We start from the raw sequence: 23,651 nt of genomic DNA on the forward strand, positions 1-23,651 counted from the left end.
TTGTTTGTGCGTCGCGTCGGCGCGATCTCTCGGGATTTCGTTGTGTCCGATCAGAACAGAATTGCCGTCGTCTGTCGAGAAACGAGATGCCCGTGCCACGTAGTACTAACGTTGTGGTCAAATCGCAGGCAGCGTGGTTCGTGGCATTGCGGTTGCAGGTTGTTTGCAACGGTTTTCGCGATCATGCTGCGACGCACGCAGCGCGCGACGCGGACAGGTCCGGCGGGCGCGTGCGCCGTTGAGCCGCAGGTTTCCAGCCGGACCTGCTCGAACCGTCTTCGTCATGTTGATGCCCAGCGCGATCGATAGACTTGCCGAAGCCAGAGAAGATAAAGTCCAGACCAGTCCCACCTGCGTTAACTCCTCAATCCACCATCGATCACGGAGACCCGATCATGCTCATTCCGGTAGCGAAGCTGCGAGCACGGCGGAAATTGTGCGTCGCGGTTGCGGCCGCCATTGTCGCGTTGTTCGCACTGCCTCACATCGTCAATGCGCAGCTCGTGCAGGGCGTCGAGAAGGGCGCGCGTGAGGGCAACAAGGCCGCCGGACCGGTCGGCGGCGTGTTGGGCGGCGCGATCGGCGGCGTGGTTGGCGTGGTGACGGGCGTGACCGGGGTGTTCACCGGCAACAATCCCAACAACACCAGTCCCAATCCCGGCAATGGCAAGAACGCTCAGGCGCCGGCGTCCGGCGACAAGCAGGGCGCGAGGGGGACCAAATCGGCGAAGGCCGCCGCCAAGAATGCGAAACAGCAGACGGCGGTGCTGACCCAGGATGGGGCGCCGCAACTGACGGCGGAGCAAATGGTCGCCAACAGCGATGCCAACATCGAGCGGATCAAGAAGGAGCTGAACCTCACACCGGAGCAGGAGAAGCACTGGGCTGGCTTCAACAGCGCGATGCACTATCTCGGCCACAACGGCGCCGACCGCCTCAACTTGAGGATCGCCCGGGCGCAGCGCGATCCGCCCGACGACATCATCGAGCAGATGCGCAACGAGGCCCAGTTCCTCAACGACCGCGCGGTCGATCAGCGCGGCGTCGCCGACGCGGCGGAGCCGCTCTATGCGAGCCTCGACGACAAGCAGAAACAAATCTTCATCAACGAGATGGTCCGCCTCAGCCACGAACGCGGGCTCGATTGACGATCGGTTGCCGCTGTTTGGGATGGTGGGTTCAAAGCAAGCGCTGGACGGACATGTGTGTGAGGCCTCCATGCCGCTAGTTGAGTGAGGATCGCCGGGATGTTTCGCTGGTTCCGACGTGCTGGCGCAGCGCCGACCGAAGAGCAATTGCTCCTAAGTCAGGCACTGATCGGCTATCCGCAATATGCGCCGCCTGACTGGGATATGGTTTCCTCGGACGATGACGAGGACAGGAAGAGATGGGCTGAGTCCAGCAAGAAATACGCACAGTTCTTCCACGATAGCAGAGCTCCGCGTCTGGATGCGTTGCGCGGCTTCCTTGCGCGCTTCGAAATCGTAGCCGGTTTGGACGATGCAGGCGTGATGGCCGTGTCCTCTTGGTTGCCACGATATGCGGACCTGCTCGTCGGCGGTTTCGACCAGAATGTCGTAGATGCGTACAAGGGGCTCAAGGTGCCTTGGACCGGGCCCCTGAACGGCCTGAATCCAATCTTCGATCTCGGGGTTTACTATGCGGAATGCCTTTGGTGTCGAAGGACGAAACTGAAATGGATAGTCCTTCGTGCGCCCGGCTCGGGTGTAGCGTCTCACCTGATTTCCGGCCTTCCGGGCGGAAAACTGTTCGATCCAATTTCGTGGATGCGCGTGCATTGCAGCAACGTCCGCGCTTCAAAGAACTCGGTCAATAAGATGAACTCCATCGAACCGTGGGAACTCAGGGCGGAGAGCTTCTATAGAAAAGTGCTCTCTGATGCTCCCCCGGGCCGCAGGAGTCGAACGGCACACGCCGACCCGCGCCAATTGCGGAGTGGGGACGAATAGCCGGGCCACCATGCCCTGGGGTAGGTTAAAGGCGCAGCACCCGGCTATTCTGCCGCAGCGGCGCGGCTTGGTTAGCTCGTCATTCAATGTTGAAGAAAAACGGACCGGATCACGCCCGACTGATGGCCGAGTCTGGGCCTTGTCGGGAACCGATTGCTCGACGTGAATGAGACATGAAAATGCCGGGCAGGCGCGCCGGCCAATTGTTGAGCAGACCGGTTCAGCGCGGGCGGTCCAGCACTCGTCGGCTCAGACCTTCGGGAAGTTCAGCTCCACGCCGACGCCATCGGGATCGTAGAGGAATATCTGGGTGTCGCCGGTGCGCGGCACGATCTGTTCGCGGAAGCTGACGTTCTTCGCCTGCAAGCGCTTGCGCACACCTTCGACATCGGTGGCGGCAAAGGCGATATGGTCGAGGCGGCCGGTGTCCTGATATTTCTTCTTGGTGCCGCGCACGACGATGCCGTCGCGCGGCTCGCGGGTGCCCATCAGATGAACGGTGGCCTGACCGCCGGAATACAGCCAGTAGCCGGGGAAATCGAGCGGCGGCCGGTCGCCATTCTCGAGCCCGAGCTCGTCGCAATAGAACTCCTTGGTCTTTTCCAGGTCCTGCGGCTCGATGGTGAAATGCTGTAGTCCACCCAATGGCATGGTTCTTCTCCCTGAGAATTTAGATCAAACGAAGCTGAGGTCGGCATCGACGCCCAGCATCCAGGCGCCGACGGTCTCGAAATGGCTGAAGCGGCCCTGCAATTGCTGGGTCACGGTGTGGATGTCGCGGAAGCGCCGCTCCAGCGGATGGCCATCGAAGATCGCGGTGGCGCCCGCGGTGCTGTAGGCGAAGTCGACCGCCTCGCGCGCCTTGTGGATGGCATGGGTTGCCGCCATCCGGATCGTCATGCGTTGCGCGACCGTGATGCTGTGGCCGGCGACCAGATCCTTCCAGATGTCGGCCATCGATTGCAGCAGGAAGGCGCGGGCGGCGCGCAGGTTGACTTCGGCCTGGGCGAGCCCGGACTGCACCACGGCGTTGTCGCGCAGCGTCTTCGTCATGCCGCGCGGCACCTTGTTGCGGGCGACGTCGACGAAATTGTCCAGCGCGCTGCGCGCAATGCCGCAGGCGACGCCGGCAAAGCCGACCTGGTAGCAGGTGTGGTTGCTCATCCGGTACAGCGGGCCGTCTTCGCGGCACTCGCGGTCGAATTCGCGGGTGATCGAATGATCGGCACGAACGAAGAAGTCGTTGAGCGCGAACTGGTCGCTGGCGGTGCCGCGCAGCCCGACCGTATTCCAGATGTCGGTCCATTCGACGTCTTCGGTCCGCACCAGCATGGTGCGCTCGGCCTGCTCGCCATTGGCATCGCGGCGTGGCGAGCCGTCCGCGGCGTAGATCGGGCAGTGGGCGCCGAGCCAGGTGGCGTGCCGTCCGCCTGACGCGAACGACCAGGTCCCGGTGACGCGGTAGCCGCCCTCGCACTCGACCGCCTTGACCTTCGGGCCAGGCCCCCATGCGAGCACGGCGCGCGGGTCGGCGAACACTTCCTGCGCGACCGGCAGGTCGAGATAGGCGGCCGACATCGCGCAGCCGCCGGCCTGGCTCAGGCACCACGCCGTCGAGGCGTCGGCCCTGGCGATGGTCTCGATGGCATGGAAGAAGGTGACGGGATCGGTTTCGATCCCGTCGGTCGAGCGCGGCAGCAGCAGTCGGAACAGCCGGGCCTCATGCAGCCGGTCGAGCAGGTCGCGCGGCAGCCGGCGTGTCGTCTCGATCTCGTCGGACGCCGCGGCGACCGCGTCCCTGATCGCGTCGGCGCGGGCGATCACCTCGCGATCGCCGGCAATGTCAGCTGAAGTCAGATTCATGGTCGCCTCCCTCAGGCGCGCCGGATCGTCGCCGGGGCCTCGACGTCAGCCGCCGCATTGAGCTCCTTGTCGATCTGCTCGATCGACTTGCCGCGGGTCTCGAGCCCGAAGAGCAGATAGACCGCGCCGGCCATCAGGAACCAGCAACCGAGATAGACGAAGGCGGTCGGAATCTGGGTCAGCGGCACGTCCGGCTTGAGATAATTGTTCGAGCCGACGATCAGGGCAAGGCCGACCGGGCCGATGATCTTGCCGATGCCGCCGAAGCCGTAGGCCGACCCCATGCCGGTGGTGCGCAGATGCGAAGGCCAGACCTCCGCCGCATACGGACCGACGATCGCAAAGCCGCCGTCCGCGAAGAAGAAGGCTGCACCGAGCAGCAGCCAGAATGCCGACATCCCGAACAGCGTCGCGTCGTAGTGATAGCCGGCAATGATCGTCAACGCCCCGGCGCCGAGGCCGAGCAGGCCGCCGGCGACGCGCCGCCCCAGCAGCTCGGAGAACCAGGAGAACGAGATGCGGCCGAGGAAGCCGGTGACGCTGAGCAGGATCATCATCTTGGCGGCCTCCTGCGGCGTCACCTTCAGCAACAACACGAACAGCGCGGGCGCCCACAGCGTGATGCCATAGACGCCGGTCTGCGCCCCGGCGTTGCCGAGCCAGGAGACGATCAGGCTGCGCGGATATTTGAACAGGTCGAACCAGCTCGTCTTGACGACCGGACCGGCGTCGGCGGCGCTCGGCAAGGGCAGTTCGGACGGCTCGACCTGCAAGGCCCAGGCGAGCGACCTGCGCGCTTCGTCATAGCGTCCTTGCCGGCACAGCCAGCGCGGCGACTCCGGGACCCAGAGCCTGACCAGCAGCACCAGCACCGCCGGCAGCACGCCGATCGCAAACAGCAGCCGCCACTGGTCGGTACCCATGATCGCTCCCAGCACCGCGCCGAGACCGACACCGAGCGGGATCACGCAGGTGACGAGCCCGCCGACCCAGCCACGCTTGTGCGAGGGCATGAATTCCTGCACCAGCGGCAGGTCGACACAATAAAGGCCGCCAACGCCAGTGCCGACGAAGAAGCGCAGGATCGCCAGATAGACCCAGCCATTGTCGGGGGTGAAGTAGAGCAGGCCGGTCGCGATCGAGAAGTTCAGCACGGTGCCGATGAAGACGACACGGCGTCCGATCCGGTCGGCGAGCCAACCCCAGAGATAGGCGCCGACGATGGCGCCGATGCCGGAACTCATCAGCACGGTGGCCGACTGGCCGAAGGTGAGTTTCCACGGACCGATCAGGAATGCGAGCACGAAGCCGATCAGGAAGTAGTCGAAGAATTCCAGCGCATCGCCGATGATGGCCGCCGCAAGGATCTTGATCTGGTTGCCGGTCAGAGTCGTCCGGCGATCGAGAATCTCGAACATGGCGCGTCTCCCCATGGCGCCAGTTCATTGTTGTTCGGAGCGAGCGTCGCGCCAGCGCATCGCTGATGGAAGGAGGCTATCCTCCCGCGCTTGCGACCGACAAGCCCGGGCCGACGCGGGGCTCGTCTGCACCGACGCGATAAGCAATTCGGCTTACTGCCGCGCACAAATCGCGGTGCGAAAACCCGATGCGAGCCGCCGGAGCCGTTGACTCCCGCGGGGCCGATCCTCAAGGGTTTGCCTCGGGGAAATGCTGAGGGGCATACTGGATGGACGAGAAGCGCAGGCATCCGCGAACCGAGGTCAATGAACCCGGCTATGTCTCGTCGGGCGGTTCGGTCATGCATTGCACGATCGTGAACATTTCGCCGGAAGGAGCGGCCATCGAAGTCGAGAATCCCGCCTTCGTCCCGCATCGCTTCCGCCTGGTGAGGGCCAACGACGCCTCGGTTGTCTACGAATGCCAGGTGATCTGGAGCAAGAAGACGCGGATTGGCCTGAGCTTCGTGCCGACGGCCTGAGCATGCCACACCGGTTCCGACCACGTTCCGAATAGCCTCGACCGGCCTGTCACGCGTCCTTCGCGCGGCCTGACGCGGCGCAAAAAAAAGACGGCTCCGCGCTTGCGCGCCGAAGCCGTCTGGGATGGTCGTTTGCCGATTACGAACACCGCTTCAACGCGAGGCCGACGGCTTCGTTCCGGGTGGCTTGGAAAATCTGTCCGGGCCGGTGTCAGCGCCACATGCCACGCATCCGGGCACCGATGTCGATCGGCGGTGCCCGATTGGCGGATGAAGCCTGTCCGGCGGCGGCGCGCGGCCAGGTGGTCCGCTCGAATATCGGAAGCAGCCGCTCCGGGATAAAGCGGGTGCGCGAGGCGTACATGTGGCGGTCGCCTTTGGCGGCCTGGCCGTGGACGAAAAAGCGCTGCGGCACCATGAGATGCAGATCATCCTTGGCCCGGGTCATTGCGACATAGAGCAGGCGCCGCTCTTCCTCGAGCTCGGCTGATGTGCCGGCACCGAGGTCGGACGGCATGCAGCCGTCGACGACGTTGAGCACATAGACCGATTTCCACTCCTGCCCCTTGGCGGAGTGGATCGTCGACAGGATCAGATAATCTTCGTCGAGCAGCGGCACGCCGGCCTGGTCGCTGGTCGCGTCGGGCGGATCGAGTGTGAGCTCGGTGAGGAAGCGCTCGCGTGACGGATAGCCGGCGGCGATCTGTTCGAGTTGAATGAGGTCGGCGCGGCGAACTTCGCTGTCCTCGTGAATGCGGTCGAGATGCGGCTCGTACCAAAGCCGGGCGCGCTCGATGTCGACAGGCCATTCAGAGTAGCGGAGGTTCTCGATCGCCTCGACGAACAACCGCCAGTCGGCGCCTGCACGGGGCGGCGCGGGCAGCGCCGTGAGCGCGGCGATCGGATCGGCGGCTTCGGCCATGCGGTCGAGCACGCGCTGCGCGGAGGCCGGCCCGACGCCGGGCAGCAGATGCAGGATACGAAAGCCGGCGACCCGGTCGCGCGGATTGGCGGTGAAGCGCAGCAGCGCCAGCATGTCCTTGACGTGCGCGGCATCGAGGAATTTAAGGCCGCCGAATTTCACGAATGGGATGTTGCGGCGGGTCAGCTCGACCTCGAGCGGGCCGCTGTGCGACGAGGTGCGGAACAGCACGGCCTGGTGCTTCAACAGCGCGCCTTCCTCACGGTTCGCCAGCACCTGCTCGACGATGTAGCGGGCCTGATCGGCCTCGTCGCGCACCGTCACGAGCAGCGGCTTGCGGGTCGAGGTGCGGTCGGTCCACAGGTTCTTGGTGAAGCGTTCCTTGGCGAGCGAGATCACGCCATTGGCCGCCGACAGGATCGGCTGCGTCGAGCGATAATTGCGGTCGAGCGTGACGATCTCAGCCGCCGGGCTGAACTGGTTCGGGAAGTCGAGGATATTGCGCACCGTGGCGGCGCGGAATGAATAGATCGACTGCGCGTCGTCGCCGACCACGGTCAGTCCGCGCCCTCCGGGCTTGAGCGCGAGCAGGATCGAGGACTGCAAGCGGTTGGTGTCCTGATATTCGTCGACCATCACATGGTCGAAACGGCCGCCGATCTCTTCGGCCAGCGCCGTGTCCGTCACCATCTGTGCCCAGTAGAGCAGCAGGTCGTCGTAATCGAGCACGCTCTGCCGCTGCTTGGCTTCGACATAGGCCCCGAACAGCTGTTTCAATTGATCAGCCCAGCCGGAGCACCAAGGAAAGAACTGGCCGAGCACGGCCTCGATCAGCATCTCCGCGTTCACGCAGCGCGAATAGATCGCAAGGCAGGTGCCCTTGGTGGGGAACCGGCTTTCGGTGCGTGAGAAACCAAGATCGTGGCGGACCAGATTCATCAGATCGGCGGAGTCCTCGCGATCATGGATCGTGAACGCCGGGTCGAGGGCGATGCGTTCCGCGAATTCGCGCAACAGCCGCGCGCCGATGCCGTGGAACGTGCCGGTCCAGTTCAGCGCGTCGGTCATGACGGAGGCGCGGTCACCGAGCACCCGCCGTGCGATGCGCGCGACGCGGCCAGCCATCTCGGCGGCCGCGCGGCGCGAAAAGGTCATCAACAGGATACGACGCGGATCGGCGCCTGCGACGATCAGATGCGCGACACGGTGGGCGAGCGTATTGGTCTTGCCGGAGCCAGCGCCGGCGATCACCAGCAGCGGGGCGCCGACGGTGCAATCCTTGCCGACCCCGTGCTCAACGGCGCGGCGTTGCTCGGAGTTGAGCGCATCGAGATAGGCTGTGTTGGCTGGATCAGGCACGAATCACCCCCACGAAACGCTAACAGACATTGCGATTCAGAGGGGCGAACACGCCGGGGTGTGGGCCGAGAAATTAGATTGACATTAACGCGGTGCGGAGCACAACCGCGCCATGGGTGATGTTTATGGGTGAAGTATCCAAATCCGACACGCCGCTGAAGGCGACGTTCAAGGTGCGGCTGAACGGCGAGACGGTAACGCTCGCGACCGTCGGCCAGGCCTACCGCTTCATCAGCAATCTCAGTGCTGTCGAATGGATGGAGTTCCGCTCGCTGCATGGCGACGCCGTGGCTGCGTTGGAGAGAGCGGCCGGCAATGCCATGCTGACGGTGCAGGCGACGAATGCGCTGCGGACGCTGTTCGTCCGCGCAAAATTGCTTTGAAAAGACAAGATTGCCTTGAAAAGAAATGGGCCGCCTTGGCCCTCCGAGGCGGCCCGAGAGTGCGGCCAAAGCGTATCAGCGCCCAGCCGTCGCGTGTACCGCCGTTACCTTGTTTGCGGCCATAACGACCAGCGCGTTACGCAACGGCCGTCGATTCGGCTGTAGCTGCCACGCCACAATCACAAGCCAAGGTCGTCGACGAGGCGGTCATACACAAGGGCAGAGCGGAGATTCATGGTCGCGATCTTCAGATAGCTGGGTTCGCGCATGGCGTTGTTGAACATCATGATCGCCGACTTCCAATAACCGCGCTCGCGCTGATCAACATTGAGCTTGGACAGGTAGTCCGCGGCGTCGCCGACGGTCGCGAGCGTTCGTCCATCCTTCAGCGTGATCGTGAACGCAAGCGGCGATCGCTTCTCCAGCTCCAGCACGTGGGCCCCCCAAAGGCAAAGCAGCAACAGCAATAATGAAACAACCAACTGTGCCGCTATATCAAAGCCTAAAGTGGGTGTCCGGACCGAACCGCATGCGCGGCCCGGAATTCAGAATGAGTCCGCAAGCGCGATCTCGGCCCTCAGGGCATCGATGCGTCGTTCCGCTTCCTCTGACGTCAGGTCGCGCGCGTACTGGTTTGGCTGGTAGGCCTCCTCGGCGAGGCTCCTCAACCGCAACGCCTGGGCGCGGCTCATCAGACCGCTCATGCGCTCTGCAACCCCGCCAAATCTCACCGCTGCCATGCTCATCGCTCACCTCGCTTGCCGGATCGTGACTTGACAATATGTTCTATTTTTGTTCTAACAAGCCATGGACAACAAAATCAATGAAATTCGGCGTCGGATCAGCACCTTGCGGGCGGAAATGACCCTGGTCGAGGCAACGATCCGGGATCAGGTCAATCACGATCTTGATTGCACTGAAGCGTCCTATCGACTGCTCGCGATGCGCGCAGAAGTGGCTGAATTGATCGGCCGGTGGAGGGCGGCCGGCGGCGGCGATCGGCTCCCGACGGTCCGGGAGCGGCTGAGCCGAAGCTACGGGGATCGCCCGGTAGCGCCGGCAAAATCAGACAAGGCCAAACCCGTGCCGGGCCAGGAGAGCGCCAAGGTGCGCCCCGAACGGCCGGTCGACAGGGTCTGAGGGAAACGCGGATCGCGCCCAAATGAGGTTTCGGGGCAGGAACCCGATCCGCAGGATCTGCATTTTGTTGTGGTGAGAGCCAACACCACAGCATCGCCCAGCGCCATGATCGCCGACCCGACCGCGCCGCCGCGGGTATCGATGAATGACGATCGCAGTCCGCTGTTGACGCTGATCTCCTGCGTCAGCTGCATCAGGACGATGCGGCTCGAGAGCAGTCATCCGGGCAGCGAGGGCAGGGATATTCTCCAATACCGCTGCGAACAATGCAGCCACATCGAGCGGGTGCAATTGGTGCGGCGAAGCTGGCCAGCGGACCGCTAGTCTTTCGATCGTGAATCAAGATCGTACAATCGGCGCGAGCATGCGGGTGGCGTCGTCAACCAGCTCTTCAGCCCGCAAGAGAGATTTGCATTCGCGGCGAACATGCTTCGTTTTCGTCGCTTCGAATCCTTAACCATCGCCACACACGCAATGTTGCAGGCGAATGACGAGCAACGGGAGCGCTGATCAGGTTCAGCGAAAAAGTTCCACCATTGGTTGGAACTTTTGGTTCCGGTCGCGATTAACGCACTCGGTTTGCGTCACAAATCGCGGTTTTGACGTTTTCCCGCTTGAATACATCTAGGGCAATCATTCTTATGACCACACTGGCTGCTCCGAGTCCCTGGATTCGCGGCCAGCGCGTAGGGGAAATTTCATGACCGATCTCGGTTCGCCGCCTCGTCCCCGTGCTCAGACACGCCGCGGCCAACCATCGAACGAAAGCCTCGATTCCTCGCACGATCTGCTGCAATCCCTGCAGGCGATGCGCGGTGGCGACTTCTCGGTACGGATGCGTGGCGACTATCTCGGCATCGACGGCAAGATCGCGGATGCCTTCAATGAAATCGCTGCGGCGAACGAGCGCATGGCGCAGCAATTGGCGCGCGTCGGCCAAGTCGTCGGCCGCGAGGGGCAAACCCGCCAGCGCGTCAATTTCGGCCTCGCCAGCGGCGCCTGGGCTGACATGGAAAGTTCGGTCAACACCCTGATCGACGATCTGTTGTGGCCGACCCGCGAAGTGACCCGCGCGGTGGCGGCGGTGGCGCAGGGCGACCTGCTGCAAACCGTGCAGCTCGACGTCGAGGGCCGGCCGCTGCGCGGCGAATTCCTGCAATCGGCCAACATCGTCAACACGATGATCAAGCAACTCTCGGTGTTCACCTCGGAGGTCACGCGCGTGGCCCGCGAAGTCGGCACCGAGGGCAAGCTCGGCGGCCAGGCCCAGGTGCCGGAGGTGACCGGCGTCTGGAAGGACCTGACCGAGAGCGTCAACTCGATGGCCAACAATTTGACCGGCCAAGTCCGCAACATCGCCGAGGTGACGATCGCGGTTGCCAACGGCGACCTGTCCAAGAAGATCACGGTCGACGTCCGCGGCGAGATCCTGCAGCTGAAGGAAGCCATCAACACGATGGTCGATCAGCTGCGTTCATTCGCCTCCGAAGTGACGCGCGTGGCGCGCGAGGTCGGCACCGACGGCAAGCTCGGCGGCCAGGCCATCGTGCCCGGCGTCGCCGGCACCTGGAAGGATCTGACCGACTCGGTGAATGCGATGTGCGGCAACCTGACCGCCCAGGTCCGCAACATCGCCAACGTCACCACGGCGGTGGCGCGCGGCGACCTGTCGCGCAAGATCACGGTCGACGTCAGCGGCGAGATCCTCGAGCTGAAGGACACCATCAACACGATGGTCGACCAGCTCAACTCGTTCGCCTCGGAAGTGACCCGCGTGGCGCGCGAAGTCGGCACCGAGGGCAAGCTCGGCGGCCAGGCCCAGGTGCCGGGCGTCGCCGGCACCTGGAAGGACCTGACCGACAACGTCAACTTCATGGCATCGAACCTGACCGCGCAGGTTCGCAACATCGCCGAGGTCGCGAGCGCGATCGCCGGCGGCGACCTGTCGAAGAAGATCACGGTGAACGTGTCGGGCGAAATCCTTCAGCTGAAGGAAACGCTCAACACCATGGTGGACCAGCTCAACGCCTTCGCCTCGGAAGTGACGCGCGTGGCGCGCGAGGTCGGTACCGAGGGCAAGCTCGGCGGCCAGGCCAATGTGCTCGGCGTCGCGGGCACCTGGAAGGACCTGACCGACAACGTCAACTTCATGGCGTCGAACCTGACCGCCCAGGTCCGCAATATCGCGGGCGTCACCACCGCCGTTGCCAATGGCGACCTGTCGAAGAAGATCACGGTCGACGTGCGCGGCGAGATCCTCGAGCTGAAGGACACCATCAACACGATGGTCGACCAGCTCAACGCCTTCGCCGGCGAGGTGACGCGCGTCGCGCGCGAGGTCGGCACCGAAGGCAAGCTCGGCGGCCAGGCCGAAGTGCGCGGCGTCGCCGGCACCTGGAAGGACCTGACCGACAGCGTCAACTCGATGGCGTCGAACCTGACCGCCCAGGTCCGCAACATTGCCGAGGTCGCGACCGCGGTGGCGAAGGGCGACCTGTCGAAGAAGATCACGGTGAACGTGTCGGGCGAAATCCTTCAGCTGAAGGAAACGCTGAACACGATGGTGGACCAGCTCAACGCCTTCGCGGGCGAAGTGACGCGCGTGGCGCGCGAGGTCGGCACCGACGGCAAGCTCGGCGGCCAGGCCGAGGTGCCCGGCGTCGCCGGCACCTGGAAGGATCTGACCGACAGCGTCAATTCGATGGCCGGCAATCTGACCGCGCAGGTCCGCAACATCGCCGAGGTCGCGACCGCGATCGCCGGCGGCGACCTGTCGCGCAAGATCACGGTCGACGTGCGCGGCGAGATCCTTCAGCTGAAGGAAACGCTCAACACGATGGTCGACCAGCTCAACCGCTTCGCGGGCGAGGTGACGCGCGTGGCGCGCGAGGTCGGTACCGACGGCAGCCTCGGCGGCCAGGCCAACGTGCCCGGCGTTGCCGGCACCTGGAAGGACCTCACTGATAACGTCAACTCGATGGCCGGCAACCTCACGGCCCAGGTCCGCAACATCGCCGAGGTGACCACCGCGGTGGCGCGCGGCGACCTGTCGCGCAAGATCACGGTCGACGTGAAGGGCGAGATCCTCGAGCTGAAGAACACCATCAACACGATGGTCGACCAGCTCAACGCCTTCGCCGGCGAGGTGACGCGCGTGGCGCGCGAGGTCGGCACCGAAGGCAAGCTCGGCGGCCAGGCCGAGGTGCCCGGCGTCGCCGGCACCTGGAAGGACCTGACCGACAACGTCAACTTCATGGCGTCGAACCTGACCGCGCAGGTCCGCAACATCGCCGAGGTGGCGAGCGCGATCGCCGGCGGCGACCTCTCGAAGAAGATCACGGTGGACGTCCGCGGTGAGATCCTGCTGCTCAAGGACACCCTGAACACGATGGTCGAGCAGCTGCGCTCGTTCGCCGCCGAAGTGACGCGCGTGGCGCGCGAGGTCGGTACCGAAGGGCGGCTGGGCGGCCAGGCCGTGGTGCCCGGCGTCGGCGGCACCTGGAAGGATCTCACCGACAACGTCAACCTGCTGGCTGCGAACCTGACGACGCAAGTCCGCAACATCGCCGAGGTGACCACGGCGGTGGCGCGCGGCGACTTGTCGCGCAAGATCACGGTCGACGTGAAGGGCGAAATCCTCGAGTTGAAGAACACCATCAACACGATGGTCGATCAGCTCAACGCCTTCGCCGGCGAGGTGACGCGCGTGGCGCGCGAAGTCGGCACCGAGGGCAAGCTCGGCGGTCAGGCCGAGGTGCGCGGCGTCGCCGGCACCTGGAAGGATCTCACCGACACCGTCAACGTGATGGCGGCGAACCTGACCGAGCAGGTGCGTGGCATCGTCAAGGTGGTGACCGCGGTCGCCAACGGCGACCTGAAGCAGAACCTGACCGTGAAGTCGAAAGGCGAGGTGGCCGCGCTCGCCGACACCATCAACAACATGACCGAGACGCTCGCGACCTTCGCCGAACAGGTCACCAGCGTGGCGCGCGAGGTCGGCGTCGAGGGACGGCTCGGCGGTCAGGCCAACGTGCCCGGCACCGCCGGCACCTGGAAGGATCTGACCGGCAACGTCAATCTGCTGGCGGCCAACCTGACCTCACAGGTGCGCGCGATCGCCGAAGTGGCGACCGCCGTGACCAAGGGCGATCTGACGCGTTCGATCCAGGTCGACGTCCGCGGCGAAGTCGCCGAGCTCAAGGACAACATCAACACGATGATCGGCAACCTCCGTCTCACCACGGAGCGCAACACCGAGCAGGACTGGTTGAAGACCAATCTGGCGCGCTTCACCAACATGTTGCAGGGCCAGCGCGATCTTGCGACCGTGGGTCGTCTGCTGCTGACCGAGCTGGCGCCGCTGATCAACGCGCATATGGGCGTGATCTACCAGGTCGACAATCCGGAGAATGCGCAGTTGCGCCTGCTGTCGGCCTACGCCAGCGACAGCAGCAACCCGCATCCGCAGATCGTGCAGTTCGGCGAGGGATTGATCGGCCAGTGCGCGCTCGACAAGCGCCAGCGCCTGGTCGCGGATATCCCCCGCGATGCGGTGCCGATCAATTCGGCGCTGATGCGGATCATGCCGAAGAATCTCGTCGTGCTTCCGGTGCTGTTCGAGAACCAGGTCAAGGCCGTGATCGAGCTGTCCTCGGTCGCGTCGTTCACGACGTCGCAGATCACCTTCCTCGAGCAGCTGACCGACAGCATCGGCATCGTGCTCAACAGCATCGAAGCGACGATGCAGACCGAGGCGCTGCTCAAGCAGTCGCAGCAGCTCGCCGGTGAGTTGCAGACCCAGCAGAAGGAGTTGCAGCAGACCAACGACCAGCTCGAGCAGAAAGCCCAGCAGCTCGCCGAGCGCAATGTCGACGTCGAGCGCAAGAACCAGGAGATCGAGCAGGCGCGGCGCGCGCTGGAAGAGAAGGCGACCGAGCTGTCGTTGACCTCGAAGTACAAGTCCGAGTTCCTCGCCAACATGTCGCACGAATTGCGGACGCCGCTGAACTCGATCCTGATCCTGGGCCAGCAGCTCACGGAAAATCCGGACGGCAATCTGACCGGCAAGCAGGTCGAATTCGCCCGCACCATCCACGGCGCCGGCACCGACCTGCTGAACCTGATCAGCGATATTCTCGATCTGTCCAAGATCGAGTCCGGCACTGTCACGGTCGATGCCGAGGAGATTCTCACCTCGAGCCTGCTCGAGACCGTCGGGCGGCCGTTCCGGCACGAGGCGGAGAACCGGCATCTGTCGTTCAGCATCGACGTCGATGCCAACCTCGCGCGCAGCATGGTCACCGATTCCAAGCGGCTGCAGCAGGTGCTGAAGAACCTGCTGTCGAATGCGTTCAAGTTCACCGCCGATGGCGGCGTCAGCCTGACCGTGTCGGCCGCGCTCGGCGGCTGGAGCGCGGAGCATCCGATCCTCAACGCCGCGCCCGCCGTCGTGGCGTTCGAAGTATCGGACACCGGTATCGGCATTCCCCAGGACAAGCAGAAGCTGATCTTCGAGGCGTTCCAGCAGGCCGATGCCGGCACCAGCCGCAAGTATGGCGGCACCGGTCTCGGGCTTGCCATCAGCCGCGAACTGGCGGGCCTGCTCGGGGGCGAAATCCATCTGCGCAGCGCGCCGGGCAGGGGCTCGACTTTCATACTTTATCTGCCGTTGAAATATGCCGGGCCGTCGGCGGGGCTGCGCCCGCAGCCTCAATCGGCGCCGATGCCGCACAGTCCGGCGCCGTCGCTGCAAGCATCGGGCGTACAGGAGCGCGCGATCGAGCAGCTTCCTGACGACCGGCTCGACCTCGAGCCCGGCGACACCATTCTGCTGATCGTCGAGGACGATCCGCATTACGCGCGGGTCCTGATCGATCTGGCGCGCGACAAGGGCTTCAAGGTGCTGGTCGCCAGCCGCGGCGCCGAGGCGCTCGATCTGGCCAAGCAGTTCCAGCCGAGCGCGGTCTCGCTCGATGTGTTCCTGCCCGACATGCTCGGCTGGAGCGTCCTGAGCCAGCTCAAGCACAATCCGCTGACCCGTCACATTCCGGTCCAGATCATCACGCTGGACGAAGACCGGCAGCATGCGCTGGCGCGCGGCGCCTTCTCGTTCGTCAACAAGCCGACCACGACCGAGGGCGTCAGCGCGGCATTATCGCAGATCAAGGAGTATGCGCGACCGCGCCGCAAGCGTCTGCTGATCGTGGAGGACAACGCCGCGGAGCAGCTCAGCATCACCGAATTGCTTGGCCACGAAGATATCGAGATCGTGACCAGCGGCACCGGGGCAGGGGCCCTGTCGACGCTGCGCGAAAATCCTTGCGATTGCGTCGTGCTCGACCTTCGGCTGCCCGACATGAGCGGTTTCGAGGTGCTGGATCAGATCCGCAAGGATGAGACGCTGTCCAGTGTTCCCGTTGTCGTGTTCACGGGTCGGGAACTTTCAGCCGAAGAGGACGCGGAACTGCATACGATGGCGCGCAGCATCGTCGTCAAGGGTGTGGAGTCGCCGGAACGGCTGCTCGACGAAACGTCACTGTTCCTGCACCGTGTGATCACGGAATTGCCTGCCGAAAAACAAAGGATGCTGGAGAAGCTCAATAGTTCCGACGAAGACCTGATCGGCAAGACAGCACTGCTGGTCGACGACGACGCGCGCAACATCTTCGCGCTATCGAGCGTGCTGGAACGGCGAGGTATGAAGGTGCTGACTGCGACAACCGGTCACGAGGCGATCTCGCTGGTCGAATCCAACCCGAAGATCGCGATCGTGCTGATGGACATCATGATGCCGCAGATGGACGGTTACCAGACCATCGGCGCGATCCGGCAAAACCCCGCCTTTGCGCGGTTGCCGATCATCGCGTTGACCGCGAAGGCGATGAAAGGCGACCGTGAGAAATGCCTGGAGGCAGGCGCATCCGACTATCTGGCGAAACCCGTCAACACCGAGCAACTGCTGCTGGCGATCCGCATGTGGCTGCACCGCTGATCGGCGATCGAACATGATGGACCACGAAAAAGTAAACATCCTTCTGGTCGATGACCAGCCGGCGAAGCTGCTGGCCTACGAGGTCATCCTGAAGGAGCTGGGCGAGACGCTGGTCGCGGCATCGTCGGGCCGCGAGGCGCTCGAGTTCCTGCTCAAGAACGAAGTCGCGGTCATCCTGGTCGATGTCTGCATGCCCGAACTCGACGGCTTCGAGCTTGCGGCGATGATCCGCGAGCACCCGCGTTTTCAGAAGACCGCGATGATCTTCATCTCGGCCATCCAGGTCAGCGACATCGACCGGCTGCGTGGCTACGAGATGGGCGCGGTCGATTACGTGCCCGTGCCGGTCGTGCCCGAGGTGCTGCGGGCAAAGATCCGCGTGTTCGCCGAACTCTACCGCAAGACACGGCAACTCGAACGCCTCAATGCCGAGCTCGAGGACCGGGTACGTGCGCGAACCGCCGAACTCGAGCAGTCGACCACGCGCCTGGTCGAGAGCGAGGCCCGCCGCAGCATGGCGATTGCCGCGGGCAAGATGGGCTCGTGGGACTGGGACTGGGTCAACGGCGACTGGATGTGGGACGAAGGCCAGTACAAGATCTGCGGCGTCGATCCGAAGTCCTTCGCGCTGACCTCGGAGAATATCCAGGGGCTGTTTCACCCCGACGATGTCGAAGAGTTGCGGCAAGCCTGGGCCGGGTTCGGCAAGGGCCAGACATCCTACGAAGCCGAATTCCGCGTGATGCGGCCGGATGGCGAGGTGCGCTGGTGCGTCGGCACGGCGGCGGCCACCAGCGACCGGAGCGGCAAGGTGGTGCGGGTGAGCGGCGTCACCGTCGACATCACCGACCGCAAGAAGGCCGAGGAGCGGCAGAGCCTCTTGACCCGCGAGGTCGATCATCGCGCCAAGAATGCGCTCGCACTCGCGCAATCGATCGTGCGGCTGACACGGGCGCAGAACGTGACCGCCTATGTGCGGGCGGTCGAGGGCCGGATCACGGCGCTGGCGCGCGTCCACACCGTGCTGTCGCTGTCGAGCTGGCAGGGAGCGGAAATCCGGCGGCTGGTGACCGAGGAGATCGCACCCTATTCGGAGGCCGGACAGATCCAGATCGATGGCGGCGAGGTGCAGTTGCAGCCCGCGACCGCGCAGACGCTGGCGCTCGCACTGCATGAACTCGTCACCAACTCCGCCAAATATGGCAGCCTGTCGGTGCTGCCGGGCCGGCTCGCGATCACCTGGGAGGTGCATGACGATACGCTGATCCTGGTGTGGGTGGAATCCGGCGGGCCGCCGGTGACCAAGCCGAAGCAGAAGGGGTTCGGCACTAGGAGCGTGATCGCCAGCATCGAGACCCAGCTCGGCGGACGGGCCGATTTCGATTGGCGCGCCGAGGGCCTGATTTGCCGGCTTACGGTACCTCTCAAGGCGCTCGTCGGAGAGACGACGGCCTACCGCGATCTGTCGGCGGCCGCGCGCAAGCCGATGATCAGTTCCAGGGCTGTGTAGCCGCAGCCAAGTCGACGGGCTGCTCGCGGCATTTCGCGTGGAGCTGATCGAGCCACTCAAGCCCGATAGATGCAGACGACATTGTGAACGCCGCCGGCGGTCGAACCGCGCTATCACATGCCTGACCGACCCCATACGAGGCGCATATGCCCAGGACCAATCTTGCCGGCGTGAGCATGTCGGTCGTTATTCTCGTCGCGATCGGCGTCACCCGATCGGGCGCCGAACCCGTGCTGAAGGGGACGGAAGCCTTCGGCGATTGGCAGCGCGACAAGCCAGGCGTGGTCCGCTTGATCACGCCGCAGGACTTGCCGAAACCCGGAGCGACGGCCTCCAGCAGCAATTCGTCGCGCGTCGTGCCGCGACCTGCCTCGGCAGTGCCGCAGGTGCCGGCCGGTTTCAAGATCGAGCTGTTCGCCAGCGGCCTGAGCGGGCCGCGGATCATCCGTACCGCGCCCAATGGCGATGTCTTCGTCGCGGAAACCAGCTCCGGCCGAATCCTCGTCTTGCGCAGCGGCGAGGGGGCCGCGAAGCGTCTGACCAACGAAGTCTACGCATCCGGACTGAACCGGCCGTTCGGCATCGCGTTCTTCCCGAACGGCGACAATCCGCAGTGGCTCTATGTTGCCAACACCGACAGCGTGGTGCGCTTTGCCTACCGCAACGGCGATCTCAAGGCGTCGGCAAAGCCCGAGACGATCGTCGCCCGCCTGCCGCACGGCTATGGCCACTCCACGCGCGACATCGTGTTCACACCGGACGACAAGCGGATGCTGGTGTCGGTGGGCTCCGCCGGCAACGCAGGCGAGGGCCTTGGCCGCCCGCCGGAAGGCATCGAGGCCTGGAGTCGCGATCGCGCGCTCGGCGCGGCCTGGGGAACCGAGACCGACCGCGCCGCGGTGCTCGCGTTCGATCCCGACGGCAAGAACCAGAAGCTGTTTGCCACCGGCATCCGCAATTGCGTCGGCCTTGCGATCCAGCCTGGAAGCGGCACGCCGTGGTGCTCGACCAATGAGCGCGACGGCCGCGGCGACAATCTGGTGCCTGACTATGTGACGCGGATCCGCGAGGGCGCATTCTACGGCTGGCCCTGGTACTACATCGGCGCCAACGAAGACCCCGCGCATGCCGGAGAGCGGCCGGACCTGAAGGACAAGGTGACCGTTCCCGACGTCTTGTTGCAGGCCCACTCGGCCTCGCTCGGGCTGACTTTCTACACCGGCAGCAGCTTCCCGCCGGACTATCGCGGCGATGCCTTCGCTGCCGAGCACGGCTCGTGGAATCGGTCGAAGCGCACCGGCTACAAGGTCATTCGCATCCGGCTGAAGGACGGCGTGCCGACCGGCGAGTACGAGGATTTCGTTACCGGCTTTGTGATCAGCGACAACGAGGTCTGGGGCCGTCCGGTCGGTGTCACCGTGGCGCGCGATGGTGCGTTGCTGGTCTCCGAAGACGGCAATGGCACGATCTGGCGCGTCAGCCGCGAGTAGTCGTGCGAGCCGCCTCTACCCAAGTCCATCTTTGAGGCCGTACTCCTCGTAGATCGTCAGGGGATTGGTATCCGGAAAAAGCCGGCACTTGGCCTGCGCCAGATGCAGCGTGACGGCTCCAGCCTCGCATCTCGCGGTCAGGAGCTTCCGGACATCCTCCATATGCGCACGCGGCTGATGCCTCGCCGGCAATTGTTCGAGGGCGACCAGCGCAGTCGCCAGGGCCTCCGTGACCACCCAATCGTCGTGCCCGGTAATTCCCTTTCGCGGCATCGCCACACCCTCCGTACACCGGCTGCGGCATTGTAGCGCGAGATGGGTAGGGGCTGTCATCAAGCAACATGGCCAGGGCATGAGGGAACAAATTCCAGAGATCCTGCCACGATGCGCCGCAGGAACCGCCGTGGCAGTGTGCGCAGCCAATGACTAGAACAACAACCGTCACACTCTATCCGGATCGGCTCGCCCGATGTTCGAACCCTACCTCTCTGCCTGGAGCCTCATCCCTGACGGTGCTCCCGTCGTGACGCGCGCCGCACGGCTGCTGCCGGTGCGACGGCACGGCGAGCCGGCCGTGCTGAAGATCTCCCACGAGCCGGACGAGCGGTTCGGCGCCATCGTCATGGAGTGGTGGGATGGAGACGGCGCGGCGCGGGTTCTCGCCCATGACGGCGACGCGCTGCTGCTTGAAAGGGCGATGGGTGCGGCTTCGCTCAGCGCGATGGCGCACACCGGCCAGGACGATGCGGCCTGCGGAATCCTCTGTGCAACCGCCAATCGGCTTCACGCCCCGCGAGCGAAATCGCCGCCGGATTTGACGCCGCTGACGCACTGGTTTCGCGAGCTGTGGCCCGCCGCGCGGACGCGCGGCGGCATCCTGATCCGGTCGGCCGAAACCGCCGAGGCACTGCTCGCCGATCAGCGTGAGATCGTGGTGCTGCATGGCGACCTGCACCACGACAACGTGCTCGACTTCGGAGCGCGTGGCTGGCTCGCGATTGATCCCAAGCATCTCATCGGCGAGCGTGGTTTCGACTTCGCCAACATCTTCACCAATCCGGATCTGGCCGATCCGACACGACCGGTCGCGACCGAGCCCGGACGATTTGCGCGGCGTCTCGAGATCGTTGTGGAGGCGGCACGGCTCGATCGCCGGCGCCTGCTGTCATGGATTGTCGCCTGGACCGGCCTGTCGGCTGCATGGTTCCTCGGCGATGAGGATCCGCTTGCCGAAATCGACTTGCAGATTGCAAGTCTCGCAGCGGCCGAGCTCGACCGGATGGCGTAGACTCTGTCGAACGCACCGCGCCGACATCACGATGTCAGCAGTAGTGACGACGGCGCCTCGCTACTTCAGGCCCACTATGTCGATGATGGCGGCCGCGGCGGTGAATATCCCGGCCCCAAACGACCTAGCCTATAGATCGTCATAGCGGCGAGCCTGATTTCGTCCAAGAGACTTCTGGGCAAACGGCGCCCGCGGCCGAGCCCTTGATCTCCCTGACACTCCTGTCCTCGACGACATGACGACACCGCCCGTGGCCGGCAGACGATGCCTCGCGTGGTCCCTTGACAAAAATAATTTCATATAGTGGAATTGAATTACACGTATAAGAATTGATACAGGGTGGACATGGCGCGGCTCACTTCCATTCAGCGCAAGGCGGACACCGACGGTCTCGATCATGCGGGCGATGACACGCGGGTCGTGCAGGGACTATCGCGCGGGCTGACCGTGCTGCGTGCGTTTCGGCCTGGCGAAACCTCACTCAGCAACAGCGAGCTCGCGGCGCGTACCGGACTTGCCAAGGCCACGATCTCTCGGTTGACGCAGACGCTAACCGCGCTCGGTTACCTTTCCTACGCGCCGCGACTCGGCCGCTATCAGCTCGGCGCCGGCGTGGTCGCGTTGTGTCACTCGCTGCTTGCCGGCATGCCGCACCGCATCGCCGCTCGTCCGCTCTTGCAGGAAATCGCCGACTTCGCTCGCATCCCGGCTTCGCTTGGCATGCGTGACCAGTCCGAGTTGGTCACGATCGAGACGGCGCGGCATCCTCACATGCGCCCGATGCGCTTCGATCTCGGATCAAAGCTGCCGATCGAGACCACCGCGATGGGACGCGCCTATTTGTTCGGCCTTCCCGTCGAGGAGCGCGAGCTGCTGCTCAAGCGCCTCCGCATGCAGCACACGCGCGAGGAGTGGCGCGATATCCGTTCCGGCCTCGACAAGGCCTTTGAGCAGCTCGCCGATCGTGGGTTCTGTGTATCGCTCGGCGACCGGCGTCCCGACATATTCGCCGTTGGCGCGCCGCTGGTGACGCCCGAAGGCATTGTGCTTGCGATCAATTGCGGTGGCATGCCGTCCGAGGTCAGTGCCGAGCGGCTCGAGCACGAGATCGGTCCGCGGATCGCGCAGGCCGCAGCCCAGATTTCCGCGGAGCCAGCGTCCCATGCGTGATTTCACCAAACCTGGCCGGTCCGAGGCCATCAGTTCGCACGGTATGGTCTGTAGTTCACATCCGGCGGCCTCGCTTGCCGGCGTCGATATCCTCCGCGCTGGCGGCAATGCGATCGATGCGGCGATCGCCGCTATCGCCGTGCAGGGCGTCGTCGAGCCGCACATGACCGGTATCGGCGGCGACTGTTTTGCATTGTTCGCGCGAAACGGCGGAAAGCCCATTGCGCTCGATGGCTCGGGTCGCGCGCCGCGCGCCGCCGATGCCGCCTGGTATGCCGAGCGAGGTTTCGACGCTATTCCCGCGGAATCGCCGCATGCAGTCACGATTCCCGGCGCGCCGGCGGCCTGGTGCGCGCTCAATCGCGATCACGGCAGAAAGCACCTCGCCGAGGTCCTCGCGCCGGCAATTCGGCTCGCCGAAGACGGTATGTGCGTCACTCCGCGTGTCGCCTGGGATTGGGGACGGCAGATCGAGAAGCTGTCGCGTGATCCCGACACGCGCGCCAAGTTCCTGCCCGACGGTCAGGCTCCGGGAAAGGGCGACACCTTCCGCAACCCCGCGCTCGCGGCGACGCTACGCAAGGTCGCGCACGAGGGCGCCGGTGCCTTCTATCAGAATGGCATCGCTTCCGCGCTGACGCGCAAGCTCAAGGCGCTCGGCGGCCTGCATGAAATGGACGATTTCGCGCAAGAGCAGAGCGACTACGTCGAGCCGATCAGCGCACCGTATCGCGGTTACACCGTCTACGAATGCCCACCGGCAGGACAGGGCCTGGCAGCGCTGATGATCCTGCGCACGATCGAAGGGCTTGCCCTTGGCGATACGGGGCATTCCGAGGCCGACCGCATCCATCTGCTCGCAGAAGCCACCAAGGCGGCCTATCGCGCACGCGATGCCTACTTTTGCGATCCAGCGCACCGGCCGACGGCGACCAACGAATTCCTGTCGGACGCGTGGACAGCGCGGACCCGCGCGCTCATCGCCCCGGACCGTGCCAGCGCTCCTGCCTACTGGCACGACGCCGAGCACAAGGACACTACGCTGGTCACAGTGGTCGATCGCGATCTCAACGCAGTCTCGTTGATCAACTCGCTGTTTGCGCCGTTCGGTAGCGGCATCTACGAGCCCGAAACCGGCGTGCTGCTGCATAATCGCGGCATGGGTTTCCGCACCAATCCGGATCATCCAAGCGCGATCGCGGCCGGCAAGCGGCCGATGCACACCATCATTCCGGCGCTGCTTTACCGCGACGACAAGCCGGTGATGCCGTTCGGCGTGATGGGCGGACACTATCAAGCGGCCGGACATGCGCATTTCATCTCGCAGATCCTGGATCGAGGTCTCGGTCTTCAGGAAGCCAGCGACATGCCGCGCTCGTTCGCTTTCGACGGCAAGTTATCGCTCGAGACGACGATCTCGCCGGCGGTCAAGGCCGACCTCGAGGCGCGCGGGCACATGGTCGAGTGGTCGGATTTTCCGATCGGCGGTGCTCAGGCGGTCTGGATCGATTGTGATCGCGGTGTGCTGACCGGGGCCTCCGATCATCGCAAGGATGGGATGGCGTTAGGTCTGTAGTGCAGGACGAACCAGCCTGCCACAAATCGCGGGCAGGCGAGCATACCGGC

The 23,651-nt window shown here is 64.4% G+C and carries 18 protein-coding genes; 11 read left to right on the plus strand and 7 right to left on the minus strand.

Annotated features, from left to right (window positions below; translation table 11 throughout):
• Nucleotides 1-395 precede the first annotated feature (395 nt).
• Both CWS35_RS24485 and CWS35_RS24490 read left to right on the plus strand, forming a co-directional pair.
• Nucleotides 396-1,148 (plus strand): Spy/CpxP family protein refolding chaperone, encoded by a 753-nt coding sequence (locus CWS35_RS24485; protein ID WP_371682878.1) that lies wholly within the window; start codon nt 396-398, stop codon nt 1,146-1,148.
• Nucleotides 1,149-1,247: 99 nt separating this feature from the next.
• Nucleotides 1,248-1,970 (plus strand): hypothetical protein, encoded by a 723-nt coding sequence (locus tag CWS35_RS24490; RefSeq protein ID WP_100954218.1) that lies wholly within the window; start codon nt 1,248-1,250, stop codon nt 1,968-1,970.
• 249 nt (nt 1,971-2,219) lie between these two features.
• Here the strand turns inward: CWS35_RS24490 and CWS35_RS24495 are convergent, their stop codons facing one another.
• The 3 genes from CWS35_RS24495 to CWS35_RS24505 are packed head-to-tail and all read right to left on the minus strand — an operon-like array spanning nt 2,220 to nt 5,251.
• The gene (locus CWS35_RS24495; RefSeq protein WP_100954220.1) at nt 2,220-2,621 is read right to left on the minus strand and encodes a VOC family protein; all 402 of its coding nucleotides are present in this window, start codon (nt 2,619-2,621) and stop codon (nt 2,220-2,222) included.
• 24 nt (nt 2,622-2,645) lie between these two features.
• Nucleotides 2,646-3,833 carry an acyl-CoA dehydrogenase family protein gene (locus tag CWS35_RS24500; RefSeq protein ID WP_024584076.1) on the minus strand — a complete coding sequence of 396 codons (1,188 nt, stop codon included), beginning with the start codon at nt 3,831-3,833 and terminating at the stop codon, nt 2,646-2,648.
• Between the two features lie 11 nt (nt 3,834-3,844).
• Entirely contained in the window at nt 3,845-5,251 is a 1,407-nt protein-coding gene (locus CWS35_RS24505) for an MFS transporter (protein WP_100954222.1), read from the minus strand.
• 269 nt (nt 5,252-5,520) lie between these two features.
• Between CWS35_RS24505 and CWS35_RS24510 the strand changes: the two genes are divergently transcribed.
• A complete protein-coding gene (locus CWS35_RS24510) occupies nt 5,521-5,772 on the plus strand; it encodes a PilZ domain-containing protein (RefSeq protein ID WP_024584077.1) in 252 nt (83 codons plus the stop codon).
• A gap of 211 nt (nt 5,773-5,983) precedes the next feature.
• On the opposite strand, the gene CWS35_RS24515 is transcribed toward CWS35_RS24510, so the two are convergent.
• Nucleotides 5,984-8,053, minus strand: coding sequence for an ATP-dependent helicase (locus CWS35_RS24515; protein WP_024584078.1), 2,070 nt, complete (start codon nt 8,051-8,053; stop codon nt 5,984-5,986).
• Nucleotides 8,054-8,178: 125 nt separating this feature from the next.
• On the opposite strand from CWS35_RS24515, the gene CWS35_RS24520 reads away from it, so the two are divergent.
• A complete protein-coding gene (locus CWS35_RS24520; RefSeq protein WP_024584079.1) occupies nt 8,179-8,436 on the plus strand; it encodes a hypothetical protein in 258 nt (85 codons plus the stop codon).
• A 179-nt stretch (nt 8,437-8,615) separates the two neighbouring features.
• On the opposite strand, the gene CWS35_RS24525 is transcribed toward CWS35_RS24520, so the two are convergent.
• Together CWS35_RS24525 and CWS35_RS24530 are read right to left on the minus strand one after the other, a co-directional pair.
• Entirely contained in the window at nt 8,616-8,870 is a 255-nt protein-coding gene (locus CWS35_RS24525) for a hypothetical protein (protein ID WP_024584080.1), read from the minus strand.
• A 111-nt stretch (nt 8,871-8,981) separates the two neighbouring features.
• A complete protein-coding gene (locus CWS35_RS24530) occupies nt 8,982-9,140 on the minus strand; it encodes a DUF3072 domain-containing protein (protein ID WP_244442307.1) in 159 nt (52 codons plus the stop codon).
• 103 nt (nt 9,141-9,243) lie between these two features.
• Between CWS35_RS24530 and CWS35_RS24535 the strand changes: the two genes are divergently transcribed.
• The 4 genes from CWS35_RS24535 to CWS35_RS24555 all read left to right on the plus strand — a co-directional run bounded on the left by CWS35_RS24535 (nt 9,244) and on the right by CWS35_RS24555 (nt 19,567).
• Nucleotides 9,244-9,576 carry a hypothetical protein gene (locus tag CWS35_RS24535; RefSeq protein WP_035636842.1) on the plus strand — a complete coding sequence of 111 codons (333 nt, stop codon included), beginning with the start codon at nt 9,244-9,246 and terminating at the stop codon, nt 9,574-9,576.
• 700 nt (nt 9,577-10,276) lie between these two features.
• Complete coding sequence (locus CWS35_RS24545) at nt 10,277-16,567, plus strand: HAMP domain-containing protein (RefSeq protein ID WP_024584083.1); 6,291 nt, start codon at nt 10,277-10,279, stop codon at nt 16,565-16,567.
• Nucleotides 16,568-16,583: 16 nt separating this feature from the next.
• Nucleotides 16,584-18,077: a sensor histidine kinase gene (locus CWS35_RS24550; RefSeq protein WP_024584084.1), complete on the plus strand. Its 1,494-nt coding sequence runs from the start codon at nt 16,584-16,586 to the stop codon at nt 18,075-18,077.
• A 146-nt stretch (nt 18,078-18,223) separates the two neighbouring features.
• Complete coding sequence (locus CWS35_RS24555; RefSeq protein WP_100954224.1) at nt 18,224-19,567, plus strand: sorbosone dehydrogenase family protein; 1,344 nt, start codon at nt 18,224-18,226, stop codon at nt 19,565-19,567.
• Between the two features lie 15 nt (nt 19,568-19,582).
• Here the strand turns inward: CWS35_RS24555 and CWS35_RS24560 are convergent, their stop codons facing one another.
• Nucleotides 19,583-19,840 (minus strand): hypothetical protein, encoded by a 258-nt coding sequence (locus CWS35_RS24560; RefSeq protein WP_024584086.1) that lies wholly within the window; start codon nt 19,838-19,840, stop codon nt 19,583-19,585.
• Between the two features lie 196 nt (nt 19,841-20,036).
• Here CWS35_RS24560 and CWS35_RS24565 point away from each other — a divergent pair, with 196 nt between their 5' ends.
• The 3 genes from CWS35_RS24565 (at nt 20,037) to CWS35_RS24575 (ending at nt 23,601) form a co-directional block, all read left to right on the plus strand.
• On the plus strand, nt 20,037-20,855 hold the full coding sequence (locus CWS35_RS24565) for an aminoglycoside phosphotransferase family protein (protein WP_100954226.1): 819 nt from the start codon (nt 20,037-20,039) through the stop codon (nt 20,853-20,855).
• 345 nt (nt 20,856-21,200) lie between these two features.
• Nucleotides 21,201-22,025 carry an IclR family transcriptional regulator gene (locus tag CWS35_RS24570; RefSeq protein WP_100954228.1) on the plus strand — a complete coding sequence of 275 codons (825 nt, stop codon included), beginning with the start codon at nt 21,201-21,203 and terminating at the stop codon, nt 22,023-22,025.
• Complete coding sequence (locus tag CWS35_RS24575) at nt 22,018-23,601, plus strand: gamma-glutamyltransferase family protein (RefSeq protein WP_100954230.1); 1,584 nt, start codon at nt 22,018-22,020, stop codon at nt 23,599-23,601. The genes CWS35_RS24570 and CWS35_RS24575 overlap by 8 nt, the downstream gene beginning before the upstream one ends.
• Nucleotides 23,602-23,651: the final 50 nt, after the last annotated feature.

It is taken from the genome of Bradyrhizobium sp. SK17, assembly GCF_002831585.1.
Taxonomy (GTDB): domain Bacteria; phylum Pseudomonadota; class Alphaproteobacteria; order Rhizobiales; family Xanthobacteraceae; genus Bradyrhizobium.

What these genes read in the sequence shown, in the direction of transcription:
- CWS35_RS24575 (WP_100954230.1), top strand. Translation starts at nt 22,018, where the DNA reads ATGCGTGATTTCACCAAACCTGGCCGGTCCGAGGCCATCAGTTCGCAC.
- CWS35_RS24510 (WP_024584077.1), top strand. Translation starts at nt 5,521, where the DNA reads ATGGACGAGAAGCGCAGGCATCCGCGAACCGAGGTCAATGAACCCGGC.
- CWS35_RS24555 (WP_100954224.1), top strand. Translation starts at nt 18,224, where the DNA reads ATGCCCAGGACCAATCTTGCCGGCGTGAGCATGTCGGTCGTTATTCTC.
- CWS35_RS24565 (WP_100954226.1), top strand. Translation starts at nt 20,037, where the DNA reads ATGTTCGAACCCTACCTCTCTGCCTGGAGCCTCATCCCTGACGGTGCT.
- CWS35_RS24570 (WP_100954228.1), top strand. Translation starts at nt 21,201, where the DNA reads ATGGCGCGGCTCACTTCCATTCAGCGCAAGGCGGACACCGACGGTCTC.
- CWS35_RS24545 (WP_024584083.1), top strand. Translation starts at nt 10,277, where the DNA reads ATGACCGATCTCGGTTCGCCGCCTCGTCCCCGTGCTCAGACACGCCGC.
- CWS35_RS24485 (WP_371682878.1), top strand. Translation starts at nt 396, where the DNA reads ATGCTCATTCCGGTAGCGAAGCTGCGAGCACGGCGGAAATTGTGCGTC.
- CWS35_RS24490 (WP_100954218.1), top strand. Translation starts at nt 1,248, where the DNA reads ATGTTTCGCTGGTTCCGACGTGCTGGCGCAGCGCCGACCGAAGAGCAA.
- CWS35_RS24500 (WP_024584076.1), bottom strand. Translation starts at nt 3,833, where the DNA reads ATGAATCTGACTTCAGCTGACATTGCCGGCGATCGCGAGGTGATCGCC.
- CWS35_RS24520 (WP_024584079.1), top strand. Translation starts at nt 8,179, where the DNA reads ATGGGTGAAGTATCCAAATCCGACACGCCGCTGAAGGCGACGTTCAAG.
- CWS35_RS24550 (WP_024584084.1), top strand. Translation starts at nt 16,584, where the DNA reads ATGGACCACGAAAAAGTAAACATCCTTCTGGTCGATGACCAGCCGGCG.
- CWS35_RS24535 (WP_035636842.1), top strand. Translation starts at nt 9,244, where the DNA reads ATGGACAACAAAATCAATGAAATTCGGCGTCGGATCAGCACCTTGCGG.
- CWS35_RS24530 (WP_244442307.1), bottom strand. Translation starts at nt 9,140, where the DNA reads ATGAGCGGTCTGATGAGCCGCGCCCAGGCGTTGCGGTTGAGGAGCCTC.
- CWS35_RS24495 (WP_100954220.1), bottom strand. Translation starts at nt 2,621, where the DNA reads ATGCCATTGGGTGGACTACAGCATTTCACCATCGAGCCGCAGGACCTG.
- CWS35_RS24505 (WP_100954222.1), bottom strand. Translation starts at nt 5,251, where the DNA reads ATGTTCGAGATTCTCGATCGCCGGACGACTCTGACCGGCAACCAGATC.
- CWS35_RS24560 (WP_024584086.1), bottom strand. Translation starts at nt 19,840, where the DNA reads ATGCCGCGAAAGGGAATTACCGGGCACGACGATTGGGTGGTCACGGAG.